Origin of the sequence: Halomonas sp. M20, from assembly GCF_020622265.1 — a bacterium.
Taxonomy (GTDB): domain Bacteria; phylum Pseudomonadota; class Gammaproteobacteria; order Pseudomonadales; family Halomonadaceae; genus Modicisalibacter.
Genome location: NZ_JACNMQ010000009.1, coordinates 99,044 through 120,929, shown reverse-complemented (window position 1 = coordinate 120,929; position 21,886 = coordinate 99,044). Strand labels below are relative to the sequence as shown.

Below are 21,886 nucleotides of genomic sequence, written 5' to 3'. Positions count from 1 at the left end.
GAAGCCAGGTGTAGGTAAATAGACTGCTCTCGTCAACGCCTAGGCGTTATTCGTCGGTAGCCGCTCGACGCCTTCCAATAGCCCCGCCATATCGTCGGCGTGCTCTTCTTCCTGGGCCAGGATGTCCTCCATGATACGGCGAGAGGTTGGATCCTTGTCCCCTAGATAAGTCGCAATTTCACGATAGCTGTCGATGGCGATGCGTTCGGCAATCAGGTTCTCCTTGATCATCTCCTTGAGATCGGAGCCTTCCACGTACTCGGCATGGGAACGGGTTTGCAGGCCCTCCGGTGAAAAGTTGGGCGCACCCCCCAACTGAACGATACGCTCAGCAAGCCAATCGGCGTGCTGTTGTTCCTGCTGGGCGTGCTCCAGAAACTCGGCCTTGGCGACGTTCGCGCTCAGGCCATCCGCCATATAATAGTGGCGCTTGTAGCGAAGGGTGCAGACGATTTCCGTTGCCAAGGCCTCATTGAGAATGTTGATCACATTCTCGCGATCGGCCTTGTACCCTTCAGTGATCGCGCCTTTTTCGATGTGCTGGCGCGCGCGCTCACGAAGTGTTTGTACGTCGGTCAAAAATGGTTGATCTGCCATGAAAACATCTCCTTGAAACAACGCTAGAGCTAAAAGCGTAGAACATCTTTAACGGTCAACAAGTAAAGCATGTGGGCACATCGGCTTTATTCAAGGGTGGAACCAAAAGGAAAGACGCCAAGGAAGGGCTCAAGGCGCGGGCCCTCCGGTACCCAGGTAGCGGTTCTGCCAGTAGTCGAGATCAAGAGACGTGGTGGTGACATGGCGACCGCGTCCGGGGGCATGCACCATCTGCCCATCGCCAAGGTAAATGCCCACGTGGGTTGCCTTGCTACCCGAGCCGAAGAATACCAAGTCGCCAGGGCGGATCGTGTCCCGTTGGGGAATGCGGGAAAACTGCTGATTGGCGGTACGGGGTATATCGATGCCCGCATTGGCGTAGGCCATCTGCACCAGACCGGAGCAGTCCAGGCCACTCCTGGTCGTCCCACCATAGCGATAGGGGATGCCCAGCGCCTGACGAGCACTGGCCAGGATCATCGCTCGTTCGATGGAGAGCGCCGCTTGATCCTGATCGTAGTCCTGCATGCGCATCTCACGCCCGGCACAGCCGGCCAGCAGTGTGAACATGAGCAGGGCGCCCCACAGGCGATAGCGCGATTTGGTCAGTAATGGCATGAGTGACTCGAAATCAATGTCCCAGTTTGTAGAGTAGCGCCACAAGGGCTTTTGAGCCATTCGAAGTTAAGTGGCTGGGTATCGCATGGTGCCTACGACCTTAGGCTAGGTAGTAGCTTATTGATATTCCCAGATCTTGACGACCGCCTATCCTCAAAAAAGAGCCTCGCTCGTCCTTATATTCAGTCACATCACAATGACAACCGGGAGACATGCCCGAGCCAACCGACAAGGCTCCTGTCAGCCCGTTTATGGAGATAACCGCCATGCCGATACGCTCTTTTTCACACACGCTGTCACGCCGTGTCTTTCTCAAGGCCAGCGGTGGCACCCTGCTGGGCACACTGGCTTTTGCCAGTGGTCCCATTGCCTTGCTGGCTCCCAGTCGCAGCTGGGCCATGCCACTGGAGGCGTTGAGTTCTCGCGAGGGTGAAATCCTACTGGTGATCATCAGGCAGATGTTTCCTCATGCAAACCTGGAAGACGCGGTCTACACCTTCGTGGTCAAGGATCTGGATCGAGCCGCCGAGGCCGAGCAGACCCGGGCGCTGCTTCAGGGGGGCATCGCTTCGCTTGATGAGGGCGCCAGCGGAGACTGGCTGACGCTGGATACGCAGGATCAGTTTCGCCGTATCGAAGCTCTGGAAGGCACCTCCTTTTTTGAAAAGATTCGCAGCACGGCCGTGGTTTCGCTCTACAACAATCCACTGGCCTTTGCGCATTTTGGTTATCAGGGGGAAGAGGGCGATGTCGGCTATCTCTACAACGGCTTCAGCGATCTGACCTGGTTGCCCGACCCGCCGCAACCCGAGGACGGTTTCATGCCCGGTACAACGGCTTCCTAGAGCGCCCAACCAGAATAATAATCAGGAGATTTCTCATAACAATGCTCGATAGACAAACGCAATTTGCCTCCAACGACAGCAATGTGGTGGTGGTCATCGGCTCCGGCGCGGGCGGTGGCACCCTGGCCAACGAACTGGCCCGGCAGGGCATCGACGTGGTCGTGCTCGAGGCGGGAGCCTTGCATACCCGGGACGACTTTCTGGCCGACGAATGGGCATCCTTCAGCCAGCTGGCCTGGCTGGACAACCGCACGACCTCGGGCAGTTTTCGGCTGACCAAGGATTTTCCCAACCTGCCCGCCTGGATCGTCAAGTCCGTGGGCGGCACCACGGTTCACTGGGCGGGTGCTAGCCTGCGCATTCAGCCACATGAGTTCCGCGCACTCAGTGAATACGGCACTCTAGAAGACGCCAACCTGCTTGACTGGCCGTTGAGTTACGAGGAGCTGTTGCCCTACTACGAGAATGCAGAAGATCGCATGGGGGTCACCCGCACCAACAGCATTCCCGGTCTGCCCGGCAACAACAACTTTCATGTGATGTATGCCGGCGCCAGGAAGCTGGGCTATACCTGTAACACTGGTCATATGGCGATCAATAGCCAGATCCGCGATGGTCGCGCCGCCTGTCAACAGCGCGGCTTCTGCTTTCAGGGCTGTCGTACCGGCGCCAAGTGGTCGACGCTGTACACGGAACTGCCCGCGGGAATCGCTACTGGCCATCTAGAACTGCGGCCGCAATCCCATGTCGCCACCATTGAGCACGATGAGCGTGGGCATGTTACCGGGGTGACCTATTTCGATACCGATGGCAACCTGCAGCGTCAGCGAGCACGCATGGTGGCGGTAGCAGGCAACTCCATCGAGACGCCACGACTACTGCTAAATTCGGCGTCGTCCATGTTTCCGGACGGGTTGGCCAACAGTTCCGGTCAGGTCGGATGCAACTACATGCGCCACATGACTGGTTCGGTGTATGCCACCTTCGATGAGCCGGTGCACATGTATCGTGGCACCACCATGGCCGGCATTATTTCGGAAGAGGCCCGTCACGATCCATCCCGAGGCTTCGTGGGGGGCTATGAGATGGAAACGCTGTCGCTGGGACTGCCGTTCATGGCGGCGTTTCTCGATCCTGGCGCCTGGGGCCGCAAGTTCACCGGTGCATTGGATCAATACGATCGTATGGCAGGCATGTGGCTGGTAGGGGAAGACATGCCGCGAGAAAGCAACCGTATCACCCTCAACAATGAGGCCAAAGACGCCTACGGGCTGCCGGTAGCCAACGTGCACTACGACGATCATCCCAACGACATCGCTATGCGCGAACACGCTTTCCAGCAAGGCAGCAAGCTGTACGAGTCAGTGGGGGCCAAGGATATCTATCTGACCCCGCCTTATCCCTCGACTCATAACCTGGGCTCCTGCCGCATGAGTGACAAGGCACGGGACGGCGTGTGCAACCGTCATGGGCAGACGCATGATATTCCGAATCTGTTCATTTCGGACGGCAGTCAATTCACCACTTCGGCGGCGGAAAACCCGACGTTGACCATCGTAGCGCTAGCGGTTCGCCAAGCCGAGCACATGGGCAAGCTGATGAAGGAGGGCGCCGTGTAACGCCTTCGCATCCTATCAGAAGCGTACAAAAGTTGTGGACAATTGTTGCCAACTCCATGATAAAACAGTGTTATAGTTTTCTACGCAAACAATAATCACTGGTTACTCGACCGCAAGGAGTTCTTTTATGACGAAACGCTATCCGTTTACTTTCATTGTCGGTTCGGCGCTTCTGACTCTCCCTTTAGCCCTACCCATTACCGCAATGGCACAGCAGGAAGATGCCAGCGTGCGTTTTTCCTCGCCGCCCTGGCCCGGCGTTACCGTCAAGACCGCTATGACATCTGCGTTGCTCGAAGCGCTAGGTTATCAGCCAAGCCAGCAGGAGGTCGGTTCCACCATCACCTATGAGGCGCTCAATCTGGGCGAAATAGATGCGTTTCTGGCTGCCTGGTTGCCTGCCCAGCAGCCTATGTACGACCCTAGCATTGAGAAAGGCACCATCGTTGATCTGGGCAACAACGTCGACGGTGCGCGACTGGGTTTTGGTGTGCCACGCTATGTCGCTGAAGCAGGGGTTACTTCCGCCGAGGATCTGGACAAGGAAGAATTCGCCGAGCGCTTCGATCGTACTATCTACAATATCGAGGCCGGCTCGGGCATGAGCGAGATTCTCAACGGTGGAGTAGATGAAGACATCTACGGACTAGGGGACTGGAATCTTTCCGAGACCTCCACGCCGGGCATGCTCAGCGTAGTGAAAAATGCCATCAACAACGACGAGTGGGTCGTATTCGGTGCCTGGACACCGCACTGGATGAACATCGAGTACGATATCGTCTACCTTGAAGATCCCGAGGATCTGTGGGGGTCAAATGGTGGACGCAGCGATGTAAAGACCTTGCTCAACAAGGACTTTGCCGACTCTCATCCCAATGTCTCGAAGTTTCTCGATCAGATCGTGATCTCCGCCGACGACCAGAGTGAGATGATCCTGGGGTTCGGTTTCGAGAATCGTGAGCCCGAAGAGGTCGCGTTGGAGTGGATCAAGAATAACCCGGAGAAGATCAAGACCTTCGTCGAGGGTGTCACCACTCGGGATGGCGAGCCCGCCTGGCCAGTCTTGCAGGAAGCCTTCGATCTGTCACAAGGGTAAGGCCCAAGTATCAAAAAGGCCGCCTTTCCTCAGGCGGCCTTTGTTTTTCGGCTAGTCGATGCCTATTCAATATCCATGGGCACTACGACTGGCTTGCCGTCGGCGGTCATGGGCGGATCCACATCAGTGGAACCCGGACCGAATTCGTACTCGCCTTCTTCACCGGTGTCCTCGTGCAGCATGACGAAGACCTTGTCGCCGGATTGCGTTTCCTCGTCCAAGGAAACCTCCACATCCTGCTGCTGGCCATCCTCCACCTGCTGATGTCCAATGGACTGCGGCGCGATGGGCTTGCCTTCGGCGTCACTGGCATGAATCACGACGAAGCCGGGACCATTGGAAGTAACGCTGTCTACGGTGATCTCGTCGCCGGCAGGCTGGGGTGAGGTTTCGATGCTGGCGGTCCCGGCAGCCATGGCAATGCCGCTGACGCTTGAGGCCGCAAGAGCTGCTAGCACGAATACACGGGTTTTCATCGAGACTCTCCTTTTGCTGGATGATCCGTTTACTACCTCAGCGTAGACACCCTCCTGCGGGAGTGTCCAACGCCAGCGGGCTTTGTTTGACGCTCGGCCTTCGGCTAGATTGATAGATGTTTTCCCCTCAAGGAGCGACACGATGACCAAGTTCAAGAAAGGCGATCACGTCACCTGGAATTCCGAGGCCGGGCATGTGAGTGGCGTTATCACCAAGGTGCACACTCAGGACTTCGACTACAAGGGCCACAACCGGCGCGCCTCTCCAGAGGAGCCGCAATACGAGATCAAGAGCGACAAGACCGATCACATAGCGGCCCACAAGGAAGGAACGATAAAAAAACTGGACGATTGAGTTCGCAAAGACGAGGCCCGCATCGTTCGGGCCTCGCCTCTGCTGCGCCGCGTATCAGCGCCCCATCTTGGTCATCAAGGCGGGCTCCACGATCTCGATCCAGTAGCCATCCGGGTCCTTGATGAAAGCGACATTCTTCATCTTTCCCTCTTCCGGGCGTTTGACGAACTCGACCTGATTGCTCTCGAACCAGTGCACGGCCGTTGATAGATCCGGCACGGAAAAGCAGATGTGGCCAAAGCCCTGGGGCTCGGCGTTGCCATCGTGATAGGCGAAATTATCCTGGTCTTCCGTGCCCCAGTTATGGGTCAACTCGAGCACGCTGCGGCGGCTGAATGTCCACCGGGTCCGCTCGCCAATATCGTCGGGCACTGGCTCATCCACATCCACCTGGGCCAGAAAATAGAGGGTGAATTGCAGTTCAGGGAAATCCAGCTTACGTAGCACCCGCAGGCCGAGCACATGACTATAAAACGCCAGGGAGCGTTCGGGCTCCTTGATGCGTAGCATGGTGTGGTTAAGGGTGAAACCGGAGGTTTCCGGGGGAACGTGGGTATCAACACCGGGATAGTTTTCGGTAAATATCGCCATGTCCTGCTCCTCGTCGTTCATGATGTTGGGTCAACATCAGCGTAGCGTATTATCGACATCGCCTCATTCATCGGCGTAGCCGGTCATCTCCAGATAGCCCTCGCCGTCGTTGCTGCCGCTTACTTCCACCATGCCTTCCCAGTAGGGGAACGAGGTATTCATCCACTGGTTCGAATGACGAGCGCGCACCTCGACGTCGAGATCATGGTCGGGTACCTGGATACGCCAGCGCGTTGGAACCTCGCGCCCGACAACGGATTGATATTCACGGGGCTCAAGGCTCAGTTCGTTGGGTTTCAAGGGCATGATTTCGCCTTTGGGCGTAATCCAGCTGCCGGAGAGATAGCTTTCCTCCTTTCCGGTTTCACCCCCGCCGCGCAGGCGAAAGGCCATCAGCTTTGCCCCGCTGTCGAGATGCAGTGAAAACCAGTCCCAGCCGCTCTGTGTCGGCCCCAGCAGCTGGCTGCTCCACTCCCGGTCCAGCCAGGCGCGACCAGTAACGGTGATGGGCTCGCCATCGACCCACACCTCGCCGCTGACTTGAAAGAACGGCTGGCTGTAGTACATCGAGCCTTGACCATCCGCGGATTTCTGGCTGAATCCCTGCTCGCCGTGGCGCACCAGTGGCCCTTGGGCATCGAGATTCAGGCGATAGCCGAAATCCTCGCCACCAGCAGTCACCACCAAGCGCTCGAACCCCGATTTGTCATCCACGGTTTTCAGTGACCAGTTGTCGATCCAGGCGTCAAAGGGCTTTGTTTTCACACCGGCCTGACCGACGCCACCCCGGGCGAAGCGTTCACTGAACCGGTGATCCTCCGGGGTCGAGAGGGCCGCATGGGCCATCCACAACTGGCGGCTGGCCCAGGGTGTTTCGTTTGCACCCGGCTGCGGATCGGAAGGCGCCATGGCCTGGCGGAAAAGCGTCCATTGAGCGCCGAAATGTCGCCCATCTTTCGCCGCGAGATTGGCGGTCAAATACCACCATTCGATACGGTAGTCCGGATGCGGGCCGTGATCCTCGGGAAACCTTAGCACCGTGCCGGGCTGGGCCTGGCGAAACTCGTCGGTGCTTTCGCCCAGGCCCGCATAGCTCGTAGGCGTCGTGGGCTCCTCTGGCCAGAGCTGCCAGCCGAATACCAGTATGACGAGAAACAGCAGGGCAATAGCCAGTAAACGCTTCATGCGGCGGCAAACTCCTGCAGTAGTTGACGCGGCGGTACGCGACGTAAACGCCAGGCGGGTATCAGCGCCGCCAGCACGGCGACCACGACAGCCAAGGCAACGGTCATGGCGAGTTGACCGGGGAATATATGCAGCGGCAACCGCCAGCCAAAGGCGGCCACGTTGATCACCGCCACCAGGGTGCCGGTCAGCAGCAGCCCAAGGGGGATCGCCAACAGCGCGGTGCCCAGGCATGCCATCACCAACTGGCCGATCTGCAGCATCACCAGCCGACTGCGAGAAACCCCAATTGCCCACAGCGGCGCCAGCTGGGCGCGGCGTGCGCCGGCCTGAGCCAGCAGGGTGGTCAGCAGTGCCAGCCCGGCGACGCCGAGGGTGAGCGCATTGAGCGCTCGAGTGATGGCAAAGGTGCGCTCGAACACCTCGGTGGCCACCTGCTTCAAGGCCTGCTGATCGATTAGCGATGCGCCGCTTGCGTTCTCGCCCGTCAGGCGAAAGCGCTTGTTCAGCGCTTCCTGAAGACGAGTCAGCGTTTGTTGCCGATCTTTTGTTGGCGCTAGCACCACGCCCAGTGTGCCGGGCGGCGCCTGAAACTCCCTGGCAAGCCGTGACACCGGCAGCACTATCTCGCCGCGCGGATTGCCGTAATCCGGATAGATCGCGGCAACGCTCAGCGTGGTCATTCCGGAAGGCCCTTGCAGTTGTACGCTGTCGCCGGGTTCGAGCCCTTGCCGCCGGGCCAGCTGCTCGTTGATGAAGGCCGAACCTGTCGTCAGCGCCTGCCAAGCAGCTTCGTGACTGTCCTTCGTATCGAGCAGCGGCCAGGAATTGCGCAGGATGGGTTTGGGTGCGATGCCAAACAGCGCCACCGACCCGGCATTGCTGCCATCCTTGATCAGCTCCGCCTCGGTACTGCGCGCCGGCAGCAAGGTAGCCACCTCGGAGCGCTCGTTCAGCCAAGCCTCAAGATCGTCGTACTGCTCCGCAGCGGGGCGCACGTAGAGATCCGCCAGTAGACGCTGATCGAGCCAATCGAGGAAGGTCAGGCGAAAACCGCCGACCATGCTGCCCACCCCCAAATTGGCGGACAAGGCCAGCAGCAGCGCCATCATGGCCAAGGAAAGCTGCGGCAACTGCAGCTGCAGGTCGGCCACGCTCCATTGCAGCAGCGCGGCCCGGCGCGGCAGGTAGCGGGCAAGCAAACCCAACAATCCGGCAAGAAGCGGCGGCAGGCAAAGCGCCGCCCCCAACAGCAGCAGCGCAACCAGGGTGAAACCCAGGGCCAGATCCTGCTGCCCGCCAGCGCTTGCCAAGTACCACCATAAAAATACGGCGCCCGCCAACAAGATACCGCCGAACAGCAGCTGCAGCCGCAGTTGGCCACGTAGCCGCGCGCGCCAGACCTGGGCCTGCCCCAAGCCAAGTACATTGATGCGGCTTGCCCGCCACAGCATGCTGGCACCAGCGCTGAAAAGTCCGCCAAGGGTAATGGCAACGCCGCCTAGCCAGTAATACCAGGGCAGATTCAGGGTGCCACTGACGGTAGTGTCGTAAAGTGAATCCAGGGTCGCGGCTACATCCGGCAACAGCAGCTGGGCCAGAATCACGCCGCTGACGATACCCAGCAGCGCACCGATCAGCCCCATCAGCAGCAGCTCCAGCCCCAAGGCGAGTATCAGCGTGCGTGCCGGCACACCCAGGGCGCGCAAGGTGCGAAGCAGCCCCAGACGTTGCTCCAGCGCCAGCCCCAGAGCGGCATGCACGATGAATAGCCCGACCACCAGAGCCAGCAGGCCCATGGCGGTGAGGTTGAGGTGAAAGCTGTCCGCAAGCTGACCCGGAGAGGCCAGTGCCTCTGTTGAGGTGCGTATGAAAGCGGAAGGCAACTCGACATCATACTTCGGTGCGATCACCAGCCGAGTGATGCCTCGATCCATGTTCAACAGTCGCGCAGCGACGGCGATGTCCGTCACCAGGGTTGCCGGGGGCAAGTCGGAAGCGATCTCCAGTGGGGGCAGATCGTCCAGAGTTCGGGCCTGTTCGAGAGTGTCCGGAGCCACCCGCACGCGATATGGCGGTACTAACCAATTGCGCAAAGAGTCAGCGTCACCGTCCTGTTGGGCCAGGGGGGCGCTACCGGGCAGACTCAAGGGCTCGATGCCGATCAGCGTCAGGCTCTCGCCATCCGACTTGCCACTAGACAGGGAGAGCTCACCTTCGATGATCGGCGAGATAGGCAGACCGGCGCGTCGAAGAGCGAGATAATCCTCCAGAGTCAGCGGCGCACCATCGCGGCGCTCGATACGATCGAGATCTGCGCTGAACAGCGCCTCGGCCCGGTCATAGCTTTCCCGGGCCGAGGCATTGATGGCCTGTACGCCGCTCCACAAGGCGCTGGCCACCCAGAGCCCAAGCAACAGCATGAGGAGCTGGCCGGGATGGCGACGATAATGGGACAACAGGGTCGCGAGAGTCGTGCGCAGCACGCTTGACGCGGCGGCACTCACAGGGCTTTATCCATCAGCTTGCCCCGCGTGAGCACCAAATGGCGCTGCATGGGCGTGGCGACCTGGGCACTGTGGGTCACCATCAAAAGCGCACAGCCGCTTTCATCGATCAGCGCTTGAAGCAGTTCGAGCACCTGGGCCGCGGCGGCCTCATCGAGATTGCCGGTGGGTTCGTCTGCCAGTAAAAAGCGTGGTTTCGGCGCCAAGGCGCGGCCGATGGCCAGGCGTTGCTGCTGGCCGCCGGAAAGCTGCTCCGGGTAGCGCGTGGCGAATTCGGCAAGCCCGAGGCGCGTGAGCAGATGCCGGGTCCAGGCGTCGTCCTCGCGCCCGGCAAGGCGGGCCTGCAGGGCGAGGTTGTCTTGCACGGAGAGGCTCGGCACCAGATGAAACTGCTGAAACACCAGCCCCAGCTGCTCCCGGCGCAGGGCAGCGCGGCGAGTCTCGCTCAAGGCGGAAAGACGCTGGCCGCCAAGGTACACGCTGCCCTCATCCGGCAGATCTAGCCCCGCCGCCAGATGCAAGAGGGTCGATTTGCCGCTGCCGGACTCGCCCATCAGCGCCAGACTTTCCCCCGCCCCGAGCGTCAGGTCGACATCGTCGAGCACCTTGAGCGGCCCCTGGGGCGTCGGATAGGTCTTGGTGATGCCAGTCATTTTCAGCATGGTTGCGACGTGTCATCCTTTACTGGGCTGGCCTAGATAGCGTTCCTTTCATTCGACGGTGGTCGTCAAACCCTCATGGAGCAATGCGGCATTGTGGCGCATCATGCCAGCATAGGTGCTGGCATCGCCCTCGTTGGCCAAGGCGCCTGAATAGAGTGTGCCGGCGATGGGCAGGCCGGTCTCTTCGGCTAGTTGATGGATGATGCCTGGATTAGCGTTGTTTTCGAGAAACAGCGCCGGCACCTGATTGTCGCGAATGACATCTATCAGTCGTGCCATCTCTGCTGCAGAAGGCGCCGAGGCGGTACTCAGCCCCGCCGGGGATAGCAAGCGCAGGGCGTAGGCATCGGCAAAATAGCCGAAAGCCAGGTGACCGGTGACCACGACGCGTTGCTCCTCGGGAATTGCAGCCATCGAGGTGCGAATATCCTGATCCAGTGTTTCGAGTTCGTCGAGATAGCGCTCGGCGTTGTCGCGATAGCGCTTGGCATTATCCGGGTCCGCCTCGATCAGGCCATCGCGAATATTGACCACATACTGCTGAGCGCGGCCCACGTCCAGCCAGGCGTGGGGATCGGCTTCGCCCTGATCGTGGCCATTTCCATGGCCGTGATCATGACCATGATCATCCTGGCGAGCATCACCGGTCAGCGCCGAGATACCATCGCTGGCGGTGACACGAACGCCGTCATAATCGCTGGCCTCGATCAGGCGGGTAAGCCAGCCTTCCAGTTGCAGGCCGTTGAAGATGAGCACATCCGCTTGGCTGAGGGTGCGCGCCTGAGTCGGGCTTGGAGAGAAGGCGTGAATATCGCTGTCTGGCGCCACCAGGGAGGTTATTTCGACCTGCTCGCCGCCGACCTGTCGGGTCATGTCCGCGAGAATGCTGAAGCTCGTCACCACTCGCAGTGGTTCCGCAGCCTGAGCCATGTTGAGACTTAGTACCAGGAATAGGGCAAGAGCTGAGGATTTGTGCATTATGTTGTCCTGTGACGAGGGCGGGTGGATGGGGAGTCTTCGATATCGGCTGTGTCAGATACTGCCTTGGGCCGACGCAGGCGCGCCAGCACGCTGTGATGACGACCGCAGAGCGCCGAGAGCAGATAGGCAATGCCTGCAAGCAAGATGATGCAGGGGCCGGAAGGCAAACCAAGATGATAAGAAAGCAGCAGGCCACCGGTACTGGCCAGCATGGCAATGACAATGGCCAACCCCATCAGGCCTTCCAGGCGCTTGGACCAGAAGCGCGCGGCGGTGGCCGGCAGCATCATCAGGCCCACCGCCATCAAAGTACCCAGGGTCTGAAAGCCAGCAGTCAGGTTGAGCACGACCAGGCCCAGGAACAGGCCGTGAATCAGGCCGTTACGCGCCCCCTGGCCGCGCAGAAACAACGGATCGAGACACTCCACCACCAGGGCGCGAAACATCACTGCCAACAGCAGCACCGTTGCACTGCACACCGCCGCGATCAACAGCAGGGCGCTTGAGTCCACCGCCAGGATCGAGCCGAACAGCACATGGGTGAGATCGACACTGCTGCCCCCCATGGAGACCAGCAAGACCCCGACAGCAAGAGAAATCAGATAGAAACTGGCCATCGCCGAATCCTCGCGATGCCCGGTCATTTGGGAGACGCCGCCGGCCAGCCCGGCAACGAGCAACCCGGAAAGCACGCCCCCCAGGCTCATGGCCGGCAGCGAAAATCCTCCTAGCAGGAACCCCAGCGCGACACCAGGGAGAATCGCATGGGCCATGGCATCGCCCATCAGACTCATGCCCCGCAGCATCAAGAAAACCCCTAGTGAGGGCACGGCTAAGGATAACGCCAGCCCCGCTACCAGGGCGCGACGCATGAAACCGTAATCGGTCAACGGGGCAAGCAGTAGCGCATTGAGAGTATCGATCACAGTGACACCCCGCCCAGATCAAGTGGTGACAACGCAGCAGTGCCGAGCGAGGTTCGGCCCTGGCGCTCGAGAAGCGTCTTGGGATCGAACCACTGACCGTTACCTTCGGCAAGCAGCAGCACGCAGTCCGCCAGGTGGGCCAACTGCTCGAGATCGTGCAGCACGATAATGAGGGTCACGCCCTGGGCGGCCATGTCCCGCAGCACTTGGGTAATCACTTCCACGGTTTCGCTGTCGACGTTGGCAAAGGGCTCATCGAGCAGCAGCAGTTCGGCTTCCTGCATCAAGGTACGCCCGAGCAGCACTCGCTGGCGCTGGCCACCGGACAGCTCACCCAGCGGGCGATGGGCCAGATGCGAGATGCCCAGTCGTGCCATGATTTCCCGGGCCTTGCGATAATGCGCCGCGCAGTAACCTTTCATCGCGCCGTGACTGGGCCAGGTGCCGGTCATCACCAGCTCCTCGACGCTCATGGGAAAGCTCAGATCCAGCACCAGTTGCTGGGGCAGCCAGGCGCGGCGCTCTCTAGGTACGCTGCATTCGATGCGACCCGCCACCGGAGACAACAAGCCCATGATGGCTTGAATCAAGGTACTTTTGCCCGCGCCGTTGGCGCCGATCAATGCGGTAATGGCGCCATCCGGGAAGCTCCCCGTAAGCCCTTCGAGTACCGGGCGACCTCCCTGGGCCAAGCGTACATCCTGCAGATGTAGCCGGGACATCAGCCAATGCTCCCGGTGGCCCAGGCAACCGCCAGCCACAACAGCACAAGCGGCCCCAGCGCCATAACAAGACGCTTGCGTGCCGATAGGGACATCAACGAAAAGTGACAGGGGCCATCGGGACGATGGCGATGACGAGAAGCCATGAAGCCGCCTTGGAGTGATGAATTGGTCATACGATAACAAAAAGCGCGGAGCTTGCCGGAGACATTTACTTACAGCAACCCCTGGAATTGTATCTACGCTATGAAGACGCTGACGACTGTTGCCAACCGACAAGGATGCCTATGAGTACACAACCACAAGAAGAAACCGGCAAGGATCGAATCAATCCCATAGTCTTCTACAGCTCCGTCGTCGGCATCGTCGTGTTCTCGCTATGGGCGATGATCGCCACAGAACAAGCCAACGGCATCATTAACGCCATTCTGGGTTGGATATCCCGCACCTTTGGTTGGTACTACTTTCTTACCGTGGTGATCTATCTAGGCTTCGTGATCGTCATCGGTGTTTCCCGTTTTGGCAAGATTCGTTTGGGCCCGGAACACGCTCGCCCGGACTTCAACCTGTTCTCCTGGTCCGCCATGCTATTCTCGGCGGGGATCGGTATCGGCGTCATCTTCTTCGCTCTGGCAGAACCCCTGACCCAGTTCTACAACGCCCCCAACGCCCCCGCTGATCAGATTGCCGCGGCGCGTTATGCCATGCAGTTGACCTTTCTGCACTGGGGCCTGTCCGGCTGGGGCATTTATACCCTGGTGGGCATGTCCCTTGCGTTCTTCAGCTATCGTCACAACCTGCCCCTGACCATCAGTAGCGCGCTGTATCCCATCTTCGGCAAGAAGATCTACGGCCCCATCGGCCATGCAGTGGACACTGCCGCGGTGCTGGGTACCGTGTTCGGTATTGCCGCGAGCCTGGGGATCGGTGTCATCCAGCTCAACTTCGGGCTGAATTACATGTTCGGCATCGCCGAAAGCGCCTGGACCCAGACGGGCCTGGTGCTGGCCATCGTGGTGTTCGCCACCATTTCCGCAGTGACCGGGGTGGAGCGCGGCATCCGTCGCCTCTCGGAGTTCAATATCCTGCTGGCGATTGCGCTGTTGCTATTCGTGCTGTTCGCCGGCAAGACGATCTTCCTGCTCAATGCGCTGGTCATGAACCTGGGCGACTATCTGGCCAGTTTCGTCTCTATGTCCTTCAATACCTACGCCTTCGATACCCCGACCGACTGGCTCAATGCCTGGACGCTGTTCTTCTGGGCCTGGTGGATCGCCTGGGGGCCTTTCGTCGGCCTGTTTCTAGCACGCATCTCCCGGGGCCGCACGATTCGCACCTTCGTCGCTGGCACCCTGACCCTGCCCATCGCCTTCATGATGATCTGGATGTCCCTGCTGGGAAACAGCGCCCTGGATATTGCCATGAATGGCGGCACCGAGTTCGGCCAGCAGGTCATGGACAATCCCCCGGCGGGCATCTATCTGTTCCTGCAGCAGTACCCGGCGCCGGTGTTCACCACCATCGCGGTAAGCATTCTGGCCATTGTGTTCTTCGTCACCTCCGGGGACTCCGGGGCCTTGGTATTGTCGAACTTCACCACGATCCTCAAGAACGTCAACAGTGATGCCCCGATCTGGATGCGCATCCTTTGGTCGGCAGTGATTGGCGTCCTCACTCTGTCATTATTGTTGGCGGGTGGGCTGACCACCCTGCAAAGCGCCGTGGTGATCACAGGCCTGCCGTTCTCGGTGGTGCTGTTCTTCATGATGGCCGGGCTCTACAAGGCGCTCAAGCTCGAAGCCTTCAAGTTCGACAGCCAGCGCATCAGCCTCCCTGGGCATCTTTCCGGGCGCACCGGAAGCGGTGAGCGGGGCGCCAGCCGCAGTTGGCAGCAGCGTCTCACTCGATCCTTGAGCTTTCCTGATCGCAAGCAGGCCCAGCGCTTCATGCAGGAGATCGTCAAGCCAGCGATGGAGTCCGTGGCGAGTCAGTTACGTGAGGGCGGACTGGGTGTCGAGGTCAATCAAGGCACTCAGAATGCCGACGACTATGCGGCGCTGAACGTGGATCACGAGAGCGAGCAAAACTTCAGCTACCAGGTGTGGAGCCATGGATTCGCGACCCCGGGCTTCGCCATGCACACGCCACAGGCTTCGTCGCGCTACTACCGGCTGGAGGTGTATCTGCTCGAAGGCAGCCAAGGCTACGATCTCATGGGCTATTCACGTGAGCAGGTGATCGAGGACATCCTCGATCAGTACGAAAGCCATCTGCACTTTTTGCATCTCAACCGGCTTGAACCGGGCCATACCAACATTCCGGACAGCCCGGAACAGCCTGGTGCTTGAGTTGGGCTAAACGAGAGATGCCTATGAGCTCCGGGCGTTATCTAGGGCCAACTCGCTAACATGGTTCTATATGTTCCAAGATGTAAACGAGCTTGGCTCAGCCATACCACGGTTCCTGCCCCATATTTGCTATAAATAGCAAGTAGAAAGCGGCCCTATTCGCATGACGATGAGCATAGATTCATCTTAGGATTTCTGCTCAGATGCTCAAGTACATACGAACATAAAAATATGCTGGAAAAACATGGATTACTTCCACTATTGGGGCAAGGCCAGACCCGACAGTGAAGGCCCGCCGTGCCATTTATTGCCATTCCATTGCTTGGATGTCGCGGCGGTAGGCTGGTATTTGTTGGCACCCGAACGGCCTTTGACTCGACAGCTTGCGACACAGCTTGACTTACCGCCTGAGAATATGAGGAAGTTATTTGTCTGGGCGCTTGGACTCCACGACCTGGGCAAGTTCGCGCGTGCTTTCCAGGCCCAGGCTCGACCGCATAGCGTCGAGCTGGTCGCCCCACTGCCAAGGTTCGCCTACTCCGAGCGCCATGATCGACTGGGTGCGGTGCTATGGAAAGGGAACTGGATATCTTGGTTGCAAGACGATGTATTGCAGTGGCCGCAAGGGCAACTCAATCGCGTGGAACGCGACTCTCTTTCGAAGGCCTTCACCGCGTTGATGACGCCCATGTTTGGCCACCATGGCAAGCCGGTCAACGGTACGGGACTCAGAGTAGAGAGCTTCTTCGGCTGTGATGAAACCAGTGACGATATCGAGGCCGCACGTCACTTCACTGCGGACTGGACAGCGTTGATCGAGGTACAGTGGCCCAGAACATTTTTTACCTCTCCAGACTGGCGTATGAGACTCGAAACACTGAGTTGGACGCTGGCGGGCTGGGCGGTGCTATCGGATTGGATTGGCTCCAACCGCGAACACTTCGGCTATCACGATCAGCCGATGGCGCTGAGGGATTACTGGGACGATATCGCCAAGCCCAGTGCCATACGGGCGCTGAAAGCCTTCGGTTTCCATGATTCTGCGGTTCCCATCCCCTATAAGGGGCTACAGGCCTGGTTTGACGGCCGCCAGGACATAACGCCCACCCCGCTCCAGCACCAGGCAGAACGTGCCGAACTGCTCCCCGGCCCGCAGCTATTCATCCTCGAAGACGTCACCGGGGCAGGCAAGACCGAAGCAGCCTGCATCCTGGCCCAGCGATTGCTGTCTGGTGGGCACGGTGAGGGGCTGTATTTCGCCTTGCCGACCATGGCCACCTCCAATGCCATGTATGCCCGGCTGGGCAATCTGCATCGGCACTTCTTTTCTACACAGTCGCAGCCGTCTTTTGTGCTAGCCCATGGCGCGCGGGAATTGAACGAGGACTTTGTCAGAGCGCTAGACAAGGTGCAGCCCGGCGATCTCGATTACGCTACCGATGAGCAAAGCGCTTCCTCGCAGTGCAATCACTGGCTGGCAGACTCGCGCAAGAAAGCCCTGTTGGCCGAAGTCGGTGTTGGTAATTGATTTATAAATATCTTTAACAATTAGAGTTGAACCAAAAGCGAGCAAAATCGCCGGTGAAAATGTCATCGGCGATTTTATTCTTTGCAAACAATCGTCTACGATTAGACCGTTCCCCGCAGGCGCGGGGATCAACCAGAAACGGGGTGTCGAGCTGTCACCTCGTGACGCCGTTCCCCGCAGGCGCGGGGATCAACCGAAATTGAGCTGAGCCGCGATGACGGCCCGGACCCGTTCCCCACGCCCGTGGGGATGAACCGCCTGGGCAGAGACGGCCACGGATACGCCAGTGGCGTCCCCAACGCCCAACGCTGGGGTCGCGGCCCGCACGGCCCGCACGAATAGAAACAATCGTGACACTGCGCTGCTGCAAAGCGAGATGGGTAGCGCAGATAGAAGCTAGGTCTCGCCAGTGATCAGGCTATCGCAATACGCGCCGCAGCTCACATGGGCTGCTTATCGTTCGTTCCCGCATATGTGGAGCTATCATGGCAATGAAATGACTTCCAATTGGGGAAGAATCTTTTAACGCTAAAGCTCAAAAAAATGCTTCATCGGTTCCATTTGCCGGTGAAGTATTCTAATGACAAAGATCTTGTGTTCTTTTCGACGATAGAAAATGACGTGTTGTTGGTGATCATGCCGGCGAACTTCCTTCGCGATCTCTGGGCACTCTCGACCTATCAGCGGAGAGCGAGATAGAAGATCGAAAATACTCTCCAGGTCGTCGGTATAAGCGTCGGCCTGATGAGTACCAAAGTTCAACAATGTGTACTCGAAGATTGCAGCGAAATCCTCCGAGGCAAGATTGGATAGCTTATACACCGTGTTTCTGCTTCACCTGAGCAGCAATCTCATGTAGTGACAGATCGCTTTCTCCACTTCGCTCTCCAGCTTCAATGGCACTTCTCAGTGCCGCCGTTTGATTTTCCTGATGTTCAAGCAACCGCAAGGCGGAGCGCACGACTTCGCTAGTCGAGCCGTAGCGTCCGGACTCGATCAATTTCGCCACAAAGTTGTCTAGTTGTGAGCCGATAGTGATACTCGTTGTTCTGGGCATGGTTCACTCTCCTGTGTTGATTGTTAACACAATCGTAGTCTTGTTGAAATTTACTTCAAGTGAAAGTTTGCCCAGCTCTGCTTCGCCTTTGATCAACGCTTTAGAGAATCCTGAAGTTAAAACATCCCCGCTCAATTTTTCTCAGTTTCGGCCGATGACTGACAATGACCCGATGGCTGAAACTGGTGGCGGCTGTTGCCATGTTGCTGTGCCGCTATTTTCACCATCTTCATAACGTAAATTCGTTGTCTGGCGCTGCGCTTGGCGATCTACCGCCGGTGGGCCACCGATTAATAAAAAGAAGGAAGCCTTTTATGTCTCGTCTTGCCGGTTTACATCGTTTTCTAGGTCTGCAAAGCAAGATTCTAGCGCTGGTGCTGATCCCACTTTTCCTGGTTACCGCTACCCTCGTGACGGCGGCGGCGCTGAAGCAGCGTGCCGCCAGCCAAGAGAGTATTGCCGAGCAGCGTGAACAGCTGATCGACGCGCGCAAGGAAAGAGTCAAAGGGGTAATGGACATCGCCCGCAGCGCTACTTCCGCGCTGGTGGACGACCCAACCCTGAGTGAAGAAGAGGCTCTGCAGCGCTCATCTCAAGTGCTTCAGGGCATACGCTTTGACGGTGGCAACTATATTTTCGGTTATGACTACGACGGTAGGGCCACCGTTGTGGGTGATAACCTGGAATTCGTGGGTACGGACCAGTTGAATGAGCTGGACCCGGATGGCCGTCCTATCGCCAAGGATGTCATCGCGCTTGGGCTCAGCGGCGGTGGTTTTTACACCTATCGCTGGGAGCATCCAGAAACCGGCACCGTGGAGGAAAAGCAGTCCTACATCGTGAACCTGCCCAAACTGGGCTGGGTCATCGGCGCGGGAATGTACATATATGATATCGATCAGACCATGGCCGCTGTCAGCGCCGAGGCGTCCGAGTCGCTGCGCAACACGATCATCAGCACGATATTGCTGGGCATCGCGATCTTCGTCGCCGTGGCGCTGGTGGCGCTATGGCTCGTGCGCAGGCTCGTACGCCCGATCAACATTACTGCCTCGGCAATGCGCGATATCGCCCAGGGGCGGGGTGATTTGACCCGGCGACTCAACGTTGCCACCCGGGATGAAATCGGCGACTTGGCGGAGCAGTTCAATACCTTCGTGGCACGCATGCAAACTACGCTCATCGATGTACGCCGCGGGGTGTATGAGGTGCATAATGCCGCCGGTGAGATGGCGAAGGGCAGCGAGGAGCTTGCCACACGGACCGAGCAGGCCGCCGCGAATCTGCAGGAAACGTCGTCATCCATGGAAGAGATTACTTCCACCGTCAATCACAGCGCCGAATCGGCACAGCAGGCCAACCAGCTGGCGTCCTCCACGGTCACTGTGGCACGCCAGGGTGGCGAGGCGATGACCGAGGTGGAAAAGACCATGGGGGATATCAGCGGTTCGGCGACACGGATAGCCGAGATCATCAAGCTGATCGACGACATCGCGTTTCAAACCAACATTCTGGCGCTCAACGCTTCGGTGGAAGCCGCCCGCGCCGGCGAGCACGGCCGTGGCTTTGCGGTGGTCGCCGAGGAAGTACGCAACCTGGCCAGCCGCAGCGCCGATGCCTCCAGTGAAATTCGCGGCTTGATCGATACAGCGGTTACGTATACGCGGCAGGGTAGCGAGACCGTGCAGCGTGCCGGTGTCACCATGCGCGAGATCGTGGAAAGCGTTACCCGCGTCACGGATGTGATTGCGGAGATCAGCGCCGGTGCGCGGGAGCAGAGCAATGGTATTGGCCAAGTCAACACAGCGGTGACCGAAATGGACACCATGACCCAGCAAAACTCCGCCATGGTACAGCAGACCTCTAGCACTGCTGACACCATGCGCGAACAGGCAACTCGTCTAAGCGCTCTGATCGATACCTTCGTGCTCGGCGATGAAGACACGCAGGCCGCGTCAAAAACGCCGGCACCCATCGCGCATCGCGCATCTCCTAAGTCCAGCACGGCGGCGCCGTCTCATAAGGCGAGCGCGGTGTCGGAAGATGTCTGGGAAGAGTTCTAAATGCGCCCCTATGCTGCTATTCACTTAATGTGAGATTCAGCGTCTCTTCCGCTTCGCAGGGCTTGCCCAAGCGCAGACACAGTCTGCGCTTTTTTAGATTCATCACCACGGCAAACAGGGTCTCCATGCGCTCCGCTTCAGGCAGGTCATGATTGGTGTGGCGGCAAATGGAGGAAGGAGCGTTGGCGTGATCGCTGAGTACATCGAACAGGGAATCGGGCTCGCTGGCGATGGGTTGATCCAGCAACTGTTGAAGCCTTGTCAGTCGAACCGGGGAGTCGGGTCTGGGCAGGTCGTTGATGCAGGCGGTTGTCGTATCCGCGCAAAGATGGTTGGTATGTAGCACTTTACCGCGCTGCGGGAGCAGCTCGCCCGGGGTGCCGGGATGCACCTCGAAGCCGGTGGCCTGGCCATCGGCGCTGGCGATCAGGAAATGCGCCGGCGAGGCAACCCGATCCTCGTTCACTACTCGCCTTGCGGCTTCAAAATCGGGGCATTCCAGAATCTTGCGTAAGGCAAAATGAATCGGCAAGCCTTCGCCGCAGGTCTGGGAACGAATGGCATTGAGACACACCCCCAGGCCGTTTGCGTTCATGCCGATCTTGCCCGCCATGCCCGCCTCGCCAATGCTGATCAATGGCGCATGCCCCTCCAGATCGATTTCGAGCACGACCACGTTGCGCTGCTGGTCGGCGCGCCAGTCCCAGTTCTGGGCCAGCCATTGCCCGTTCTGGTTGAGCGAGAAGGCGGAGCAGCCTCCGCTGGCCTGAGTCAATGATATCTCGCTTCGGCAGTTAAGGGTCAGGATGTCGTCGAAGTCGACGCCGGCGCCCTCAGCGATGCCTTGTACTTCGTCAAGAATGGCGGGAAAGCAACGCTCGATGGCGGGCAGGAAACGGGGCGCCCTATGACGTGCCTGCTGCCAGGAGGAGCCCACGAAATCCTGAAACAGACGGTCGTAGACCGTGATGCTGTCCTGAATCTGAAGGGCATGGCGACGCCCGTGCTCGTAGCCAATGGTGCGACGGTCGCCTTTCAACGAGGTAACTGACATTCGAGTATCACCAATTATGGAATCAAGAATCACTATAGCGGCAATATTTTTTCTTGACGACGCATAGGGGAGCGCATAAATTCTTAAATGAAAATGAGAAGTTTTATCGTTTGAATTTTGTCAGGATAAGATCATGGCCTATAGCATTACGTCAGGACTCAAAGGAACCAACCCCACCTTGCAGATTTGCGATGCGTCATCGGGCTCGGTACGGCTGGCCTGGGAATATCCACGAGAGGAAAATCCAACCGATCGCACCGATCCGGATCTATTGGCACTCAAGCAGGAAGAAGCTGTACACAATCTGTTTCGGCGGTTGTTCTTGCTTACAACCGAACAGTATTTGAAAGGAGAGACCGCGAGTGAGAAGAGGAGTGCAAACTCGCAATGCACGTCGTGAAGGACTGGTTCATGGGTGTCAAACACGGCCCCCGTAGAAGTGGGGGCCGGCTGGTAATCATTCAGAATTCACGCTGTTCGAATTCCTCAGCGGCTTTGATAGCCTCTTCTTGAGTTTCATGCTCTGAAACCACGGTTTCATTTTCCGGCTGGCTTTCATCGATCACGTTCCAGCCAATGATCTTTTCATTCATATCCGTAGCGTCAAAGATGGGCTCGACGCGCGCTTGCTTCTGCATCGTATTACCTCTAATCGA

General features: G+C 58.5%; 24 protein-coding genes. 8 read left to right on the top strand and 16 right to left on the bottom strand.

Annotated elements, in window-relative coordinates; genetic code table 11:
• Positions 1–39: 39 nt before the first annotated feature.
• Positions 40–597, bottom strand: a complete 558-nt coding sequence (locus H7850_RS17485) for a ferritin-like domain-containing protein (protein ID WP_227370773.1) — start codon at positions 595–597, stop codon at positions 40–42.
• Positions 598–726: 129 nt separating this feature from the next.
• On the bottom strand, positions 727–1,215 hold the full coding sequence (locus tag H7850_RS17480; protein WP_227370772.1) for a C40 family peptidase: 489 nt from the start codon (positions 1,213–1,215) through the stop codon (positions 727–729).
• A gap of 266 nt (positions 1,216–1,481) precedes the next feature.
• Between H7850_RS17480 and H7850_RS17475 the strand changes: the two genes are divergently transcribed.
• The 3 genes from H7850_RS17475 (at position 1,482) to H7850_RS17465 (ending at position 4,775) form a co-directional block, all read left to right on the top strand.
• Positions 1,482–2,060, top strand: a complete 579-nt coding sequence (locus H7850_RS17475) for a tat (twin-arginine translocation) pathway signal sequence (protein ID WP_227370771.1) — start codon at positions 1,482–1,484, stop codon at positions 2,058–2,060.
• Positions 2,061–2,101: 41 nt separating this feature from the next.
• A complete protein-coding gene (locus H7850_RS17470) occupies positions 2,102–3,679 on the top strand; it encodes a GMC family oxidoreductase (protein WP_227370770.1) in 1,578 nt (525 codons plus the stop codon).
• Between the two features lie 127 nt (positions 3,680–3,806).
• A complete protein-coding gene (locus tag H7850_RS17465) occupies positions 3,807–4,775 on the top strand; it encodes an ABC transporter substrate-binding protein (protein ID WP_227370769.1) in 969 nt (322 codons plus the stop codon).
• Between the two features lie 62 nt (positions 4,776–4,837).
• On the opposite strand, the gene H7850_RS17460 is transcribed toward H7850_RS17465, so the two are convergent.
• A complete protein-coding gene (locus H7850_RS17460) occupies positions 4,838–5,251 on the bottom strand; it encodes a hypothetical protein (RefSeq protein ID WP_227370768.1) in 414 nt (137 codons plus the stop codon).
• Positions 5,252–5,393: 142 nt separating this feature from the next.
• Between H7850_RS17460 and H7850_RS17455 the strand changes: the two genes are divergently transcribed.
• Positions 5,394–5,606, top strand: coding sequence for a DUF2945 domain-containing protein (locus tag H7850_RS17455; RefSeq protein ID WP_227370767.1), 213 nt, complete (start codon positions 5,394–5,396; stop codon positions 5,604–5,606).
• Positions 5,607–5,660: 54 nt separating this feature from the next.
• On the opposite strand, the gene gloA is transcribed toward H7850_RS17455, so the two are convergent.
• The 8 genes from gloA to H7850_RS17415 all read right to left on the bottom strand — a co-directional run bounded on the left by gloA (position 5,661) and on the right by H7850_RS17415 (position 13,326).
• Entirely contained in the window at positions 5,661–6,197 is a 537-nt protein-coding gene (gloA, locus tag H7850_RS17450; RefSeq protein WP_227370766.1) for a lactoylglutathione lyase, read from the bottom strand.
• A 63-nt stretch (positions 6,198–6,260) separates the two neighbouring features.
• The gene (locus tag H7850_RS17445) at positions 6,261–7,382 is read right to left on the bottom strand and encodes a lipocalin-like domain-containing protein (RefSeq protein WP_227370765.1); all 1,122 of its coding nucleotides are present in this window, start codon (positions 7,380–7,382) and stop codon (positions 6,261–6,263) included.
• Positions 7,379–9,889 (bottom strand): FtsX-like permease family protein, encoded by a 2,511-nt coding sequence (locus H7850_RS17440; protein ID WP_227370764.1) that lies wholly within the window; start codon positions 9,887–9,889, stop codon positions 7,379–7,381. Before H7850_RS17440 ends, H7850_RS17445 begins: the two co-directional genes overlap by 4 nt.
• Positions 9,886–10,551 carry an ABC transporter ATP-binding protein gene (locus H7850_RS17435; protein ID WP_227370763.1) on the bottom strand — a complete coding sequence of 222 codons (666 nt, stop codon included), beginning with the start codon at positions 10,549–10,551 and terminating at the stop codon, positions 9,886–9,888. The genes H7850_RS17440 and H7850_RS17435 overlap by 4 nt, the downstream gene beginning before the upstream one ends.
• A 48-nt stretch (positions 10,552–10,599) precedes the next feature.
• Entirely contained in the window at positions 10,600–11,529 is a 930-nt protein-coding gene (locus tag H7850_RS17430) for a metal ABC transporter solute-binding protein, Zn/Mn family (protein ID WP_227370762.1), read from the bottom strand.
• On the bottom strand, positions 11,529–12,458 hold the full coding sequence (locus H7850_RS17425; RefSeq protein ID WP_227370761.1) for a metal ABC transporter permease: 930 nt from the start codon (positions 12,456–12,458) through the stop codon (positions 11,529–11,531). Before H7850_RS17425 ends, H7850_RS17430 begins: the two co-directional genes overlap by 1 nt.
• Positions 12,455–13,180 carry a metal ABC transporter ATP-binding protein gene (locus H7850_RS17420; RefSeq protein ID WP_227370760.1) on the bottom strand — a complete coding sequence of 242 codons (726 nt, stop codon included), beginning with the start codon at positions 13,178–13,180 and terminating at the stop codon, positions 12,455–12,457. Before H7850_RS17420 ends, H7850_RS17425 begins: the two co-directional genes overlap by 4 nt.
• Positions 13,180–13,326 carry a hypothetical protein gene (locus H7850_RS17415; protein WP_227370759.1) on the bottom strand — a complete coding sequence of 49 codons (147 nt, stop codon included), beginning with the start codon at positions 13,324–13,326 and terminating at the stop codon, positions 13,180–13,182. Before H7850_RS17415 ends, H7850_RS17420 begins: the two co-directional genes overlap by 1 nt.
• Positions 13,327–13,467: 141 nt before the next feature.
• Here H7850_RS17415 and betT point away from each other — a divergent pair, with 141 nt between their 5' ends.
• Together betT and H7850_RS17405 are read left to right on the top strand one after the other, a co-directional pair.
• A complete protein-coding gene (betT, locus tag H7850_RS17410; RefSeq protein WP_227370758.1) occupies positions 13,468–15,528 on the top strand; it encodes a choline BCCT transporter BetT in 2,061 nt (686 codons plus the stop codon).
• Between the two features lie 244 nt (positions 15,529–15,772).
• Positions 15,773–17,056 (top strand): CRISPR-associated endonuclease Cas3'', encoded by a 1,284-nt coding sequence (locus H7850_RS17405; RefSeq protein ID WP_227370757.1) that lies wholly within the window; start codon positions 15,773–15,775, stop codon positions 17,054–17,056.
• Positions 17,057–17,245: 189 nt separating this feature from the next.
• On the opposite strand, the gene H7850_RS17400 is transcribed toward H7850_RS17405, so the two are convergent.
• The 3 genes from H7850_RS17400 to H7850_RS17390 form a co-directional block, all read right to left on the bottom strand.
• Positions 17,246–17,413 carry a hypothetical protein gene (locus tag H7850_RS17400; RefSeq protein ID WP_227370756.1) on the bottom strand — a complete coding sequence of 56 codons (168 nt, stop codon included), beginning with the start codon at positions 17,411–17,413 and terminating at the stop codon, positions 17,246–17,248.
• 171 nt (positions 17,414–17,584) lie between these two features.
• The gene (locus tag H7850_RS17395) at positions 17,585–17,878 is read right to left on the bottom strand and encodes a type II toxin-antitoxin system RelE/ParE family toxin (RefSeq protein ID WP_227370755.1); all 294 of its coding nucleotides are present in this window, start codon (positions 17,876–17,878) and stop codon (positions 17,585–17,587) included.
• Positions 17,871–18,113 carry a type II toxin-antitoxin system ParD family antitoxin gene (locus H7850_RS17390; protein WP_227370754.1) on the bottom strand — a complete coding sequence of 81 codons (243 nt, stop codon included), beginning with the start codon at positions 18,111–18,113 and terminating at the stop codon, positions 17,871–17,873. The genes H7850_RS17395 and H7850_RS17390 overlap by 8 nt, the downstream gene beginning before the upstream one ends.
• 314 nt (positions 18,114–18,427) lie before the next feature.
• On the opposite strand from H7850_RS17390, the gene H7850_RS17385 reads away from it, so the two are divergent.
• Positions 18,428–20,176: a methyl-accepting chemotaxis protein gene (locus H7850_RS17385; RefSeq protein ID WP_227370753.1), complete on the top strand. Its 1,749-nt coding sequence runs from the start codon at positions 18,428–18,430 to the stop codon at positions 20,174–20,176.
• A 16-nt stretch (positions 20,177–20,192) separates the two neighbouring features.
• On the opposite strand, the gene H7850_RS17380 is transcribed toward H7850_RS17385, so the two are convergent.
• The gene (locus tag H7850_RS17380) at positions 20,193–21,230 is read right to left on the bottom strand and encodes a C45 family autoproteolytic acyltransferase/hydolase (protein ID WP_227370752.1); all 1,038 of its coding nucleotides are present in this window, start codon (positions 21,228–21,230) and stop codon (positions 20,193–20,195) included.
• Between the two features lie 133 nt (positions 21,231–21,363).
• Between H7850_RS17380 and H7850_RS17375 the strand changes: the two genes are divergently transcribed.
• Positions 21,364–21,630 carry a hypothetical protein gene (locus H7850_RS17375; protein ID WP_227370751.1) on the top strand — a complete coding sequence of 89 codons (267 nt, stop codon included), beginning with the start codon at positions 21,364–21,366 and terminating at the stop codon, positions 21,628–21,630.
• 61 nt (positions 21,631–21,691) lie between these two features.
• Here H7850_RS17375 and H7850_RS17370 read toward each other — a convergent pair whose 3' ends face one another.
• Positions 21,692–21,868: a hypothetical protein gene (locus H7850_RS17370; RefSeq protein WP_227370750.1), complete on the bottom strand. Its 177-nt coding sequence runs from the start codon at positions 21,866–21,868 to the stop codon at positions 21,692–21,694.
• Positions 21,869–21,886 lie beyond the last annotated feature (18 nt).

What these genes read in the sequence shown, in the direction of transcription:
- H7850_RS17485 (WP_227370773.1), bottom strand. Translation starts at nt 597, where the DNA reads ATGGCAGATCAACCATTTTTGACCGACGTACAAACACTTCGTGAGCGC.
- H7850_RS17480 (WP_227370772.1), bottom strand. Translation starts at nt 1,215, where the DNA reads ATGCCATTACTGACCAAATCGCGCTATCGCCTGTGGGGCGCCCTGCTC.
- H7850_RS17475 (WP_227370771.1), top strand. Translation starts at nt 1,482, where the DNA reads ATGCCGATACGCTCTTTTTCACACACGCTGTCACGCCGTGTCTTTCTC.
- H7850_RS17470 (WP_227370770.1), top strand. Translation starts at nt 2,102, where the DNA reads ATGCTCGATAGACAAACGCAATTTGCCTCCAACGACAGCAATGTGGTG.
- H7850_RS17465 (WP_227370769.1), top strand. Translation starts at nt 3,807, where the DNA reads ATGACGAAACGCTATCCGTTTACTTTCATTGTCGGTTCGGCGCTTCTG.
- H7850_RS17460 (WP_227370768.1), bottom strand. Translation starts at nt 5,251, where the DNA reads ATGAAAACCCGTGTATTCGTGCTAGCAGCTCTTGCGGCCTCAAGCGTC.
- H7850_RS17455 (WP_227370767.1), top strand. Translation starts at nt 5,394, where the DNA reads ATGACCAAGTTCAAGAAAGGCGATCACGTCACCTGGAATTCCGAGGCC.
- gloA (WP_227370766.1), bottom strand. Translation starts at nt 6,197, where the DNA reads ATGGCGATATTTACCGAAAACTATCCCGGTGTTGATACCCACGTTCCC.
- H7850_RS17445 (WP_227370765.1), bottom strand. Translation starts at nt 7,382, where the DNA reads ATGAAGCGTTTACTGGCTATTGCCCTGCTGTTTCTCGTCATACTGGTA.
- H7850_RS17435 (WP_227370763.1), bottom strand. Translation starts at nt 10,551, where the DNA reads ATGCTGAAAATGACTGGCATCACCAAGACCTATCCGACGCCCCAGGGG.
- H7850_RS17430 (WP_227370762.1), bottom strand. Translation starts at nt 11,529, where the DNA reads ATGCACAAATCCTCAGCTCTTGCCCTATTCCTGGTACTAAGTCTCAAC.
- H7850_RS17420 (WP_227370760.1), bottom strand. Translation starts at nt 13,180, where the DNA reads ATGTCCCGGCTACATCTGCAGGATGTACGCTTGGCCCAGGGAGGTCGC.
- H7850_RS17415 (WP_227370759.1), bottom strand. Translation starts at nt 13,326, where the DNA reads ATGGCTTCTCGTCATCGCCATCGTCCCGATGGCCCCTGTCACTTTTCG.
- betT (WP_227370758.1), top strand. Translation starts at nt 13,468, where the DNA reads ATGAGTACACAACCACAAGAAGAAACCGGCAAGGATCGAATCAATCCC.
- H7850_RS17405 (WP_227370757.1), top strand. Translation starts at nt 15,773, where the DNA reads ATGGATTACTTCCACTATTGGGGCAAGGCCAGACCCGACAGTGAAGGC.
- H7850_RS17390 (WP_227370754.1), bottom strand. Translation starts at nt 18,113, where the DNA reads ATGCCCAGAACAACGAGTATCACTATCGGCTCACAACTAGACAACTTT.
- H7850_RS17385 (WP_227370753.1), top strand. Translation starts at nt 18,428, where the DNA reads ATGTCTCGTCTTGCCGGTTTACATCGTTTTCTAGGTCTGCAAAGCAAG.
- H7850_RS17380 (WP_227370752.1), bottom strand. Translation starts at nt 21,230, where the DNA reads ATGTCAGTTACCTCGTTGAAAGGCGACCGTCGCACCATTGGCTACGAG.
- H7850_RS17375 (WP_227370751.1), top strand. Translation starts at nt 21,364, where the DNA reads ATGGCCTATAGCATTACGTCAGGACTCAAAGGAACCAACCCCACCTTG.
- H7850_RS17370 (WP_227370750.1), bottom strand. Translation starts at nt 21,868, where the DNA reads ATGCAGAAGCAAGCGCGCGTCGAGCCCATCTTTGACGCTACGGATATG.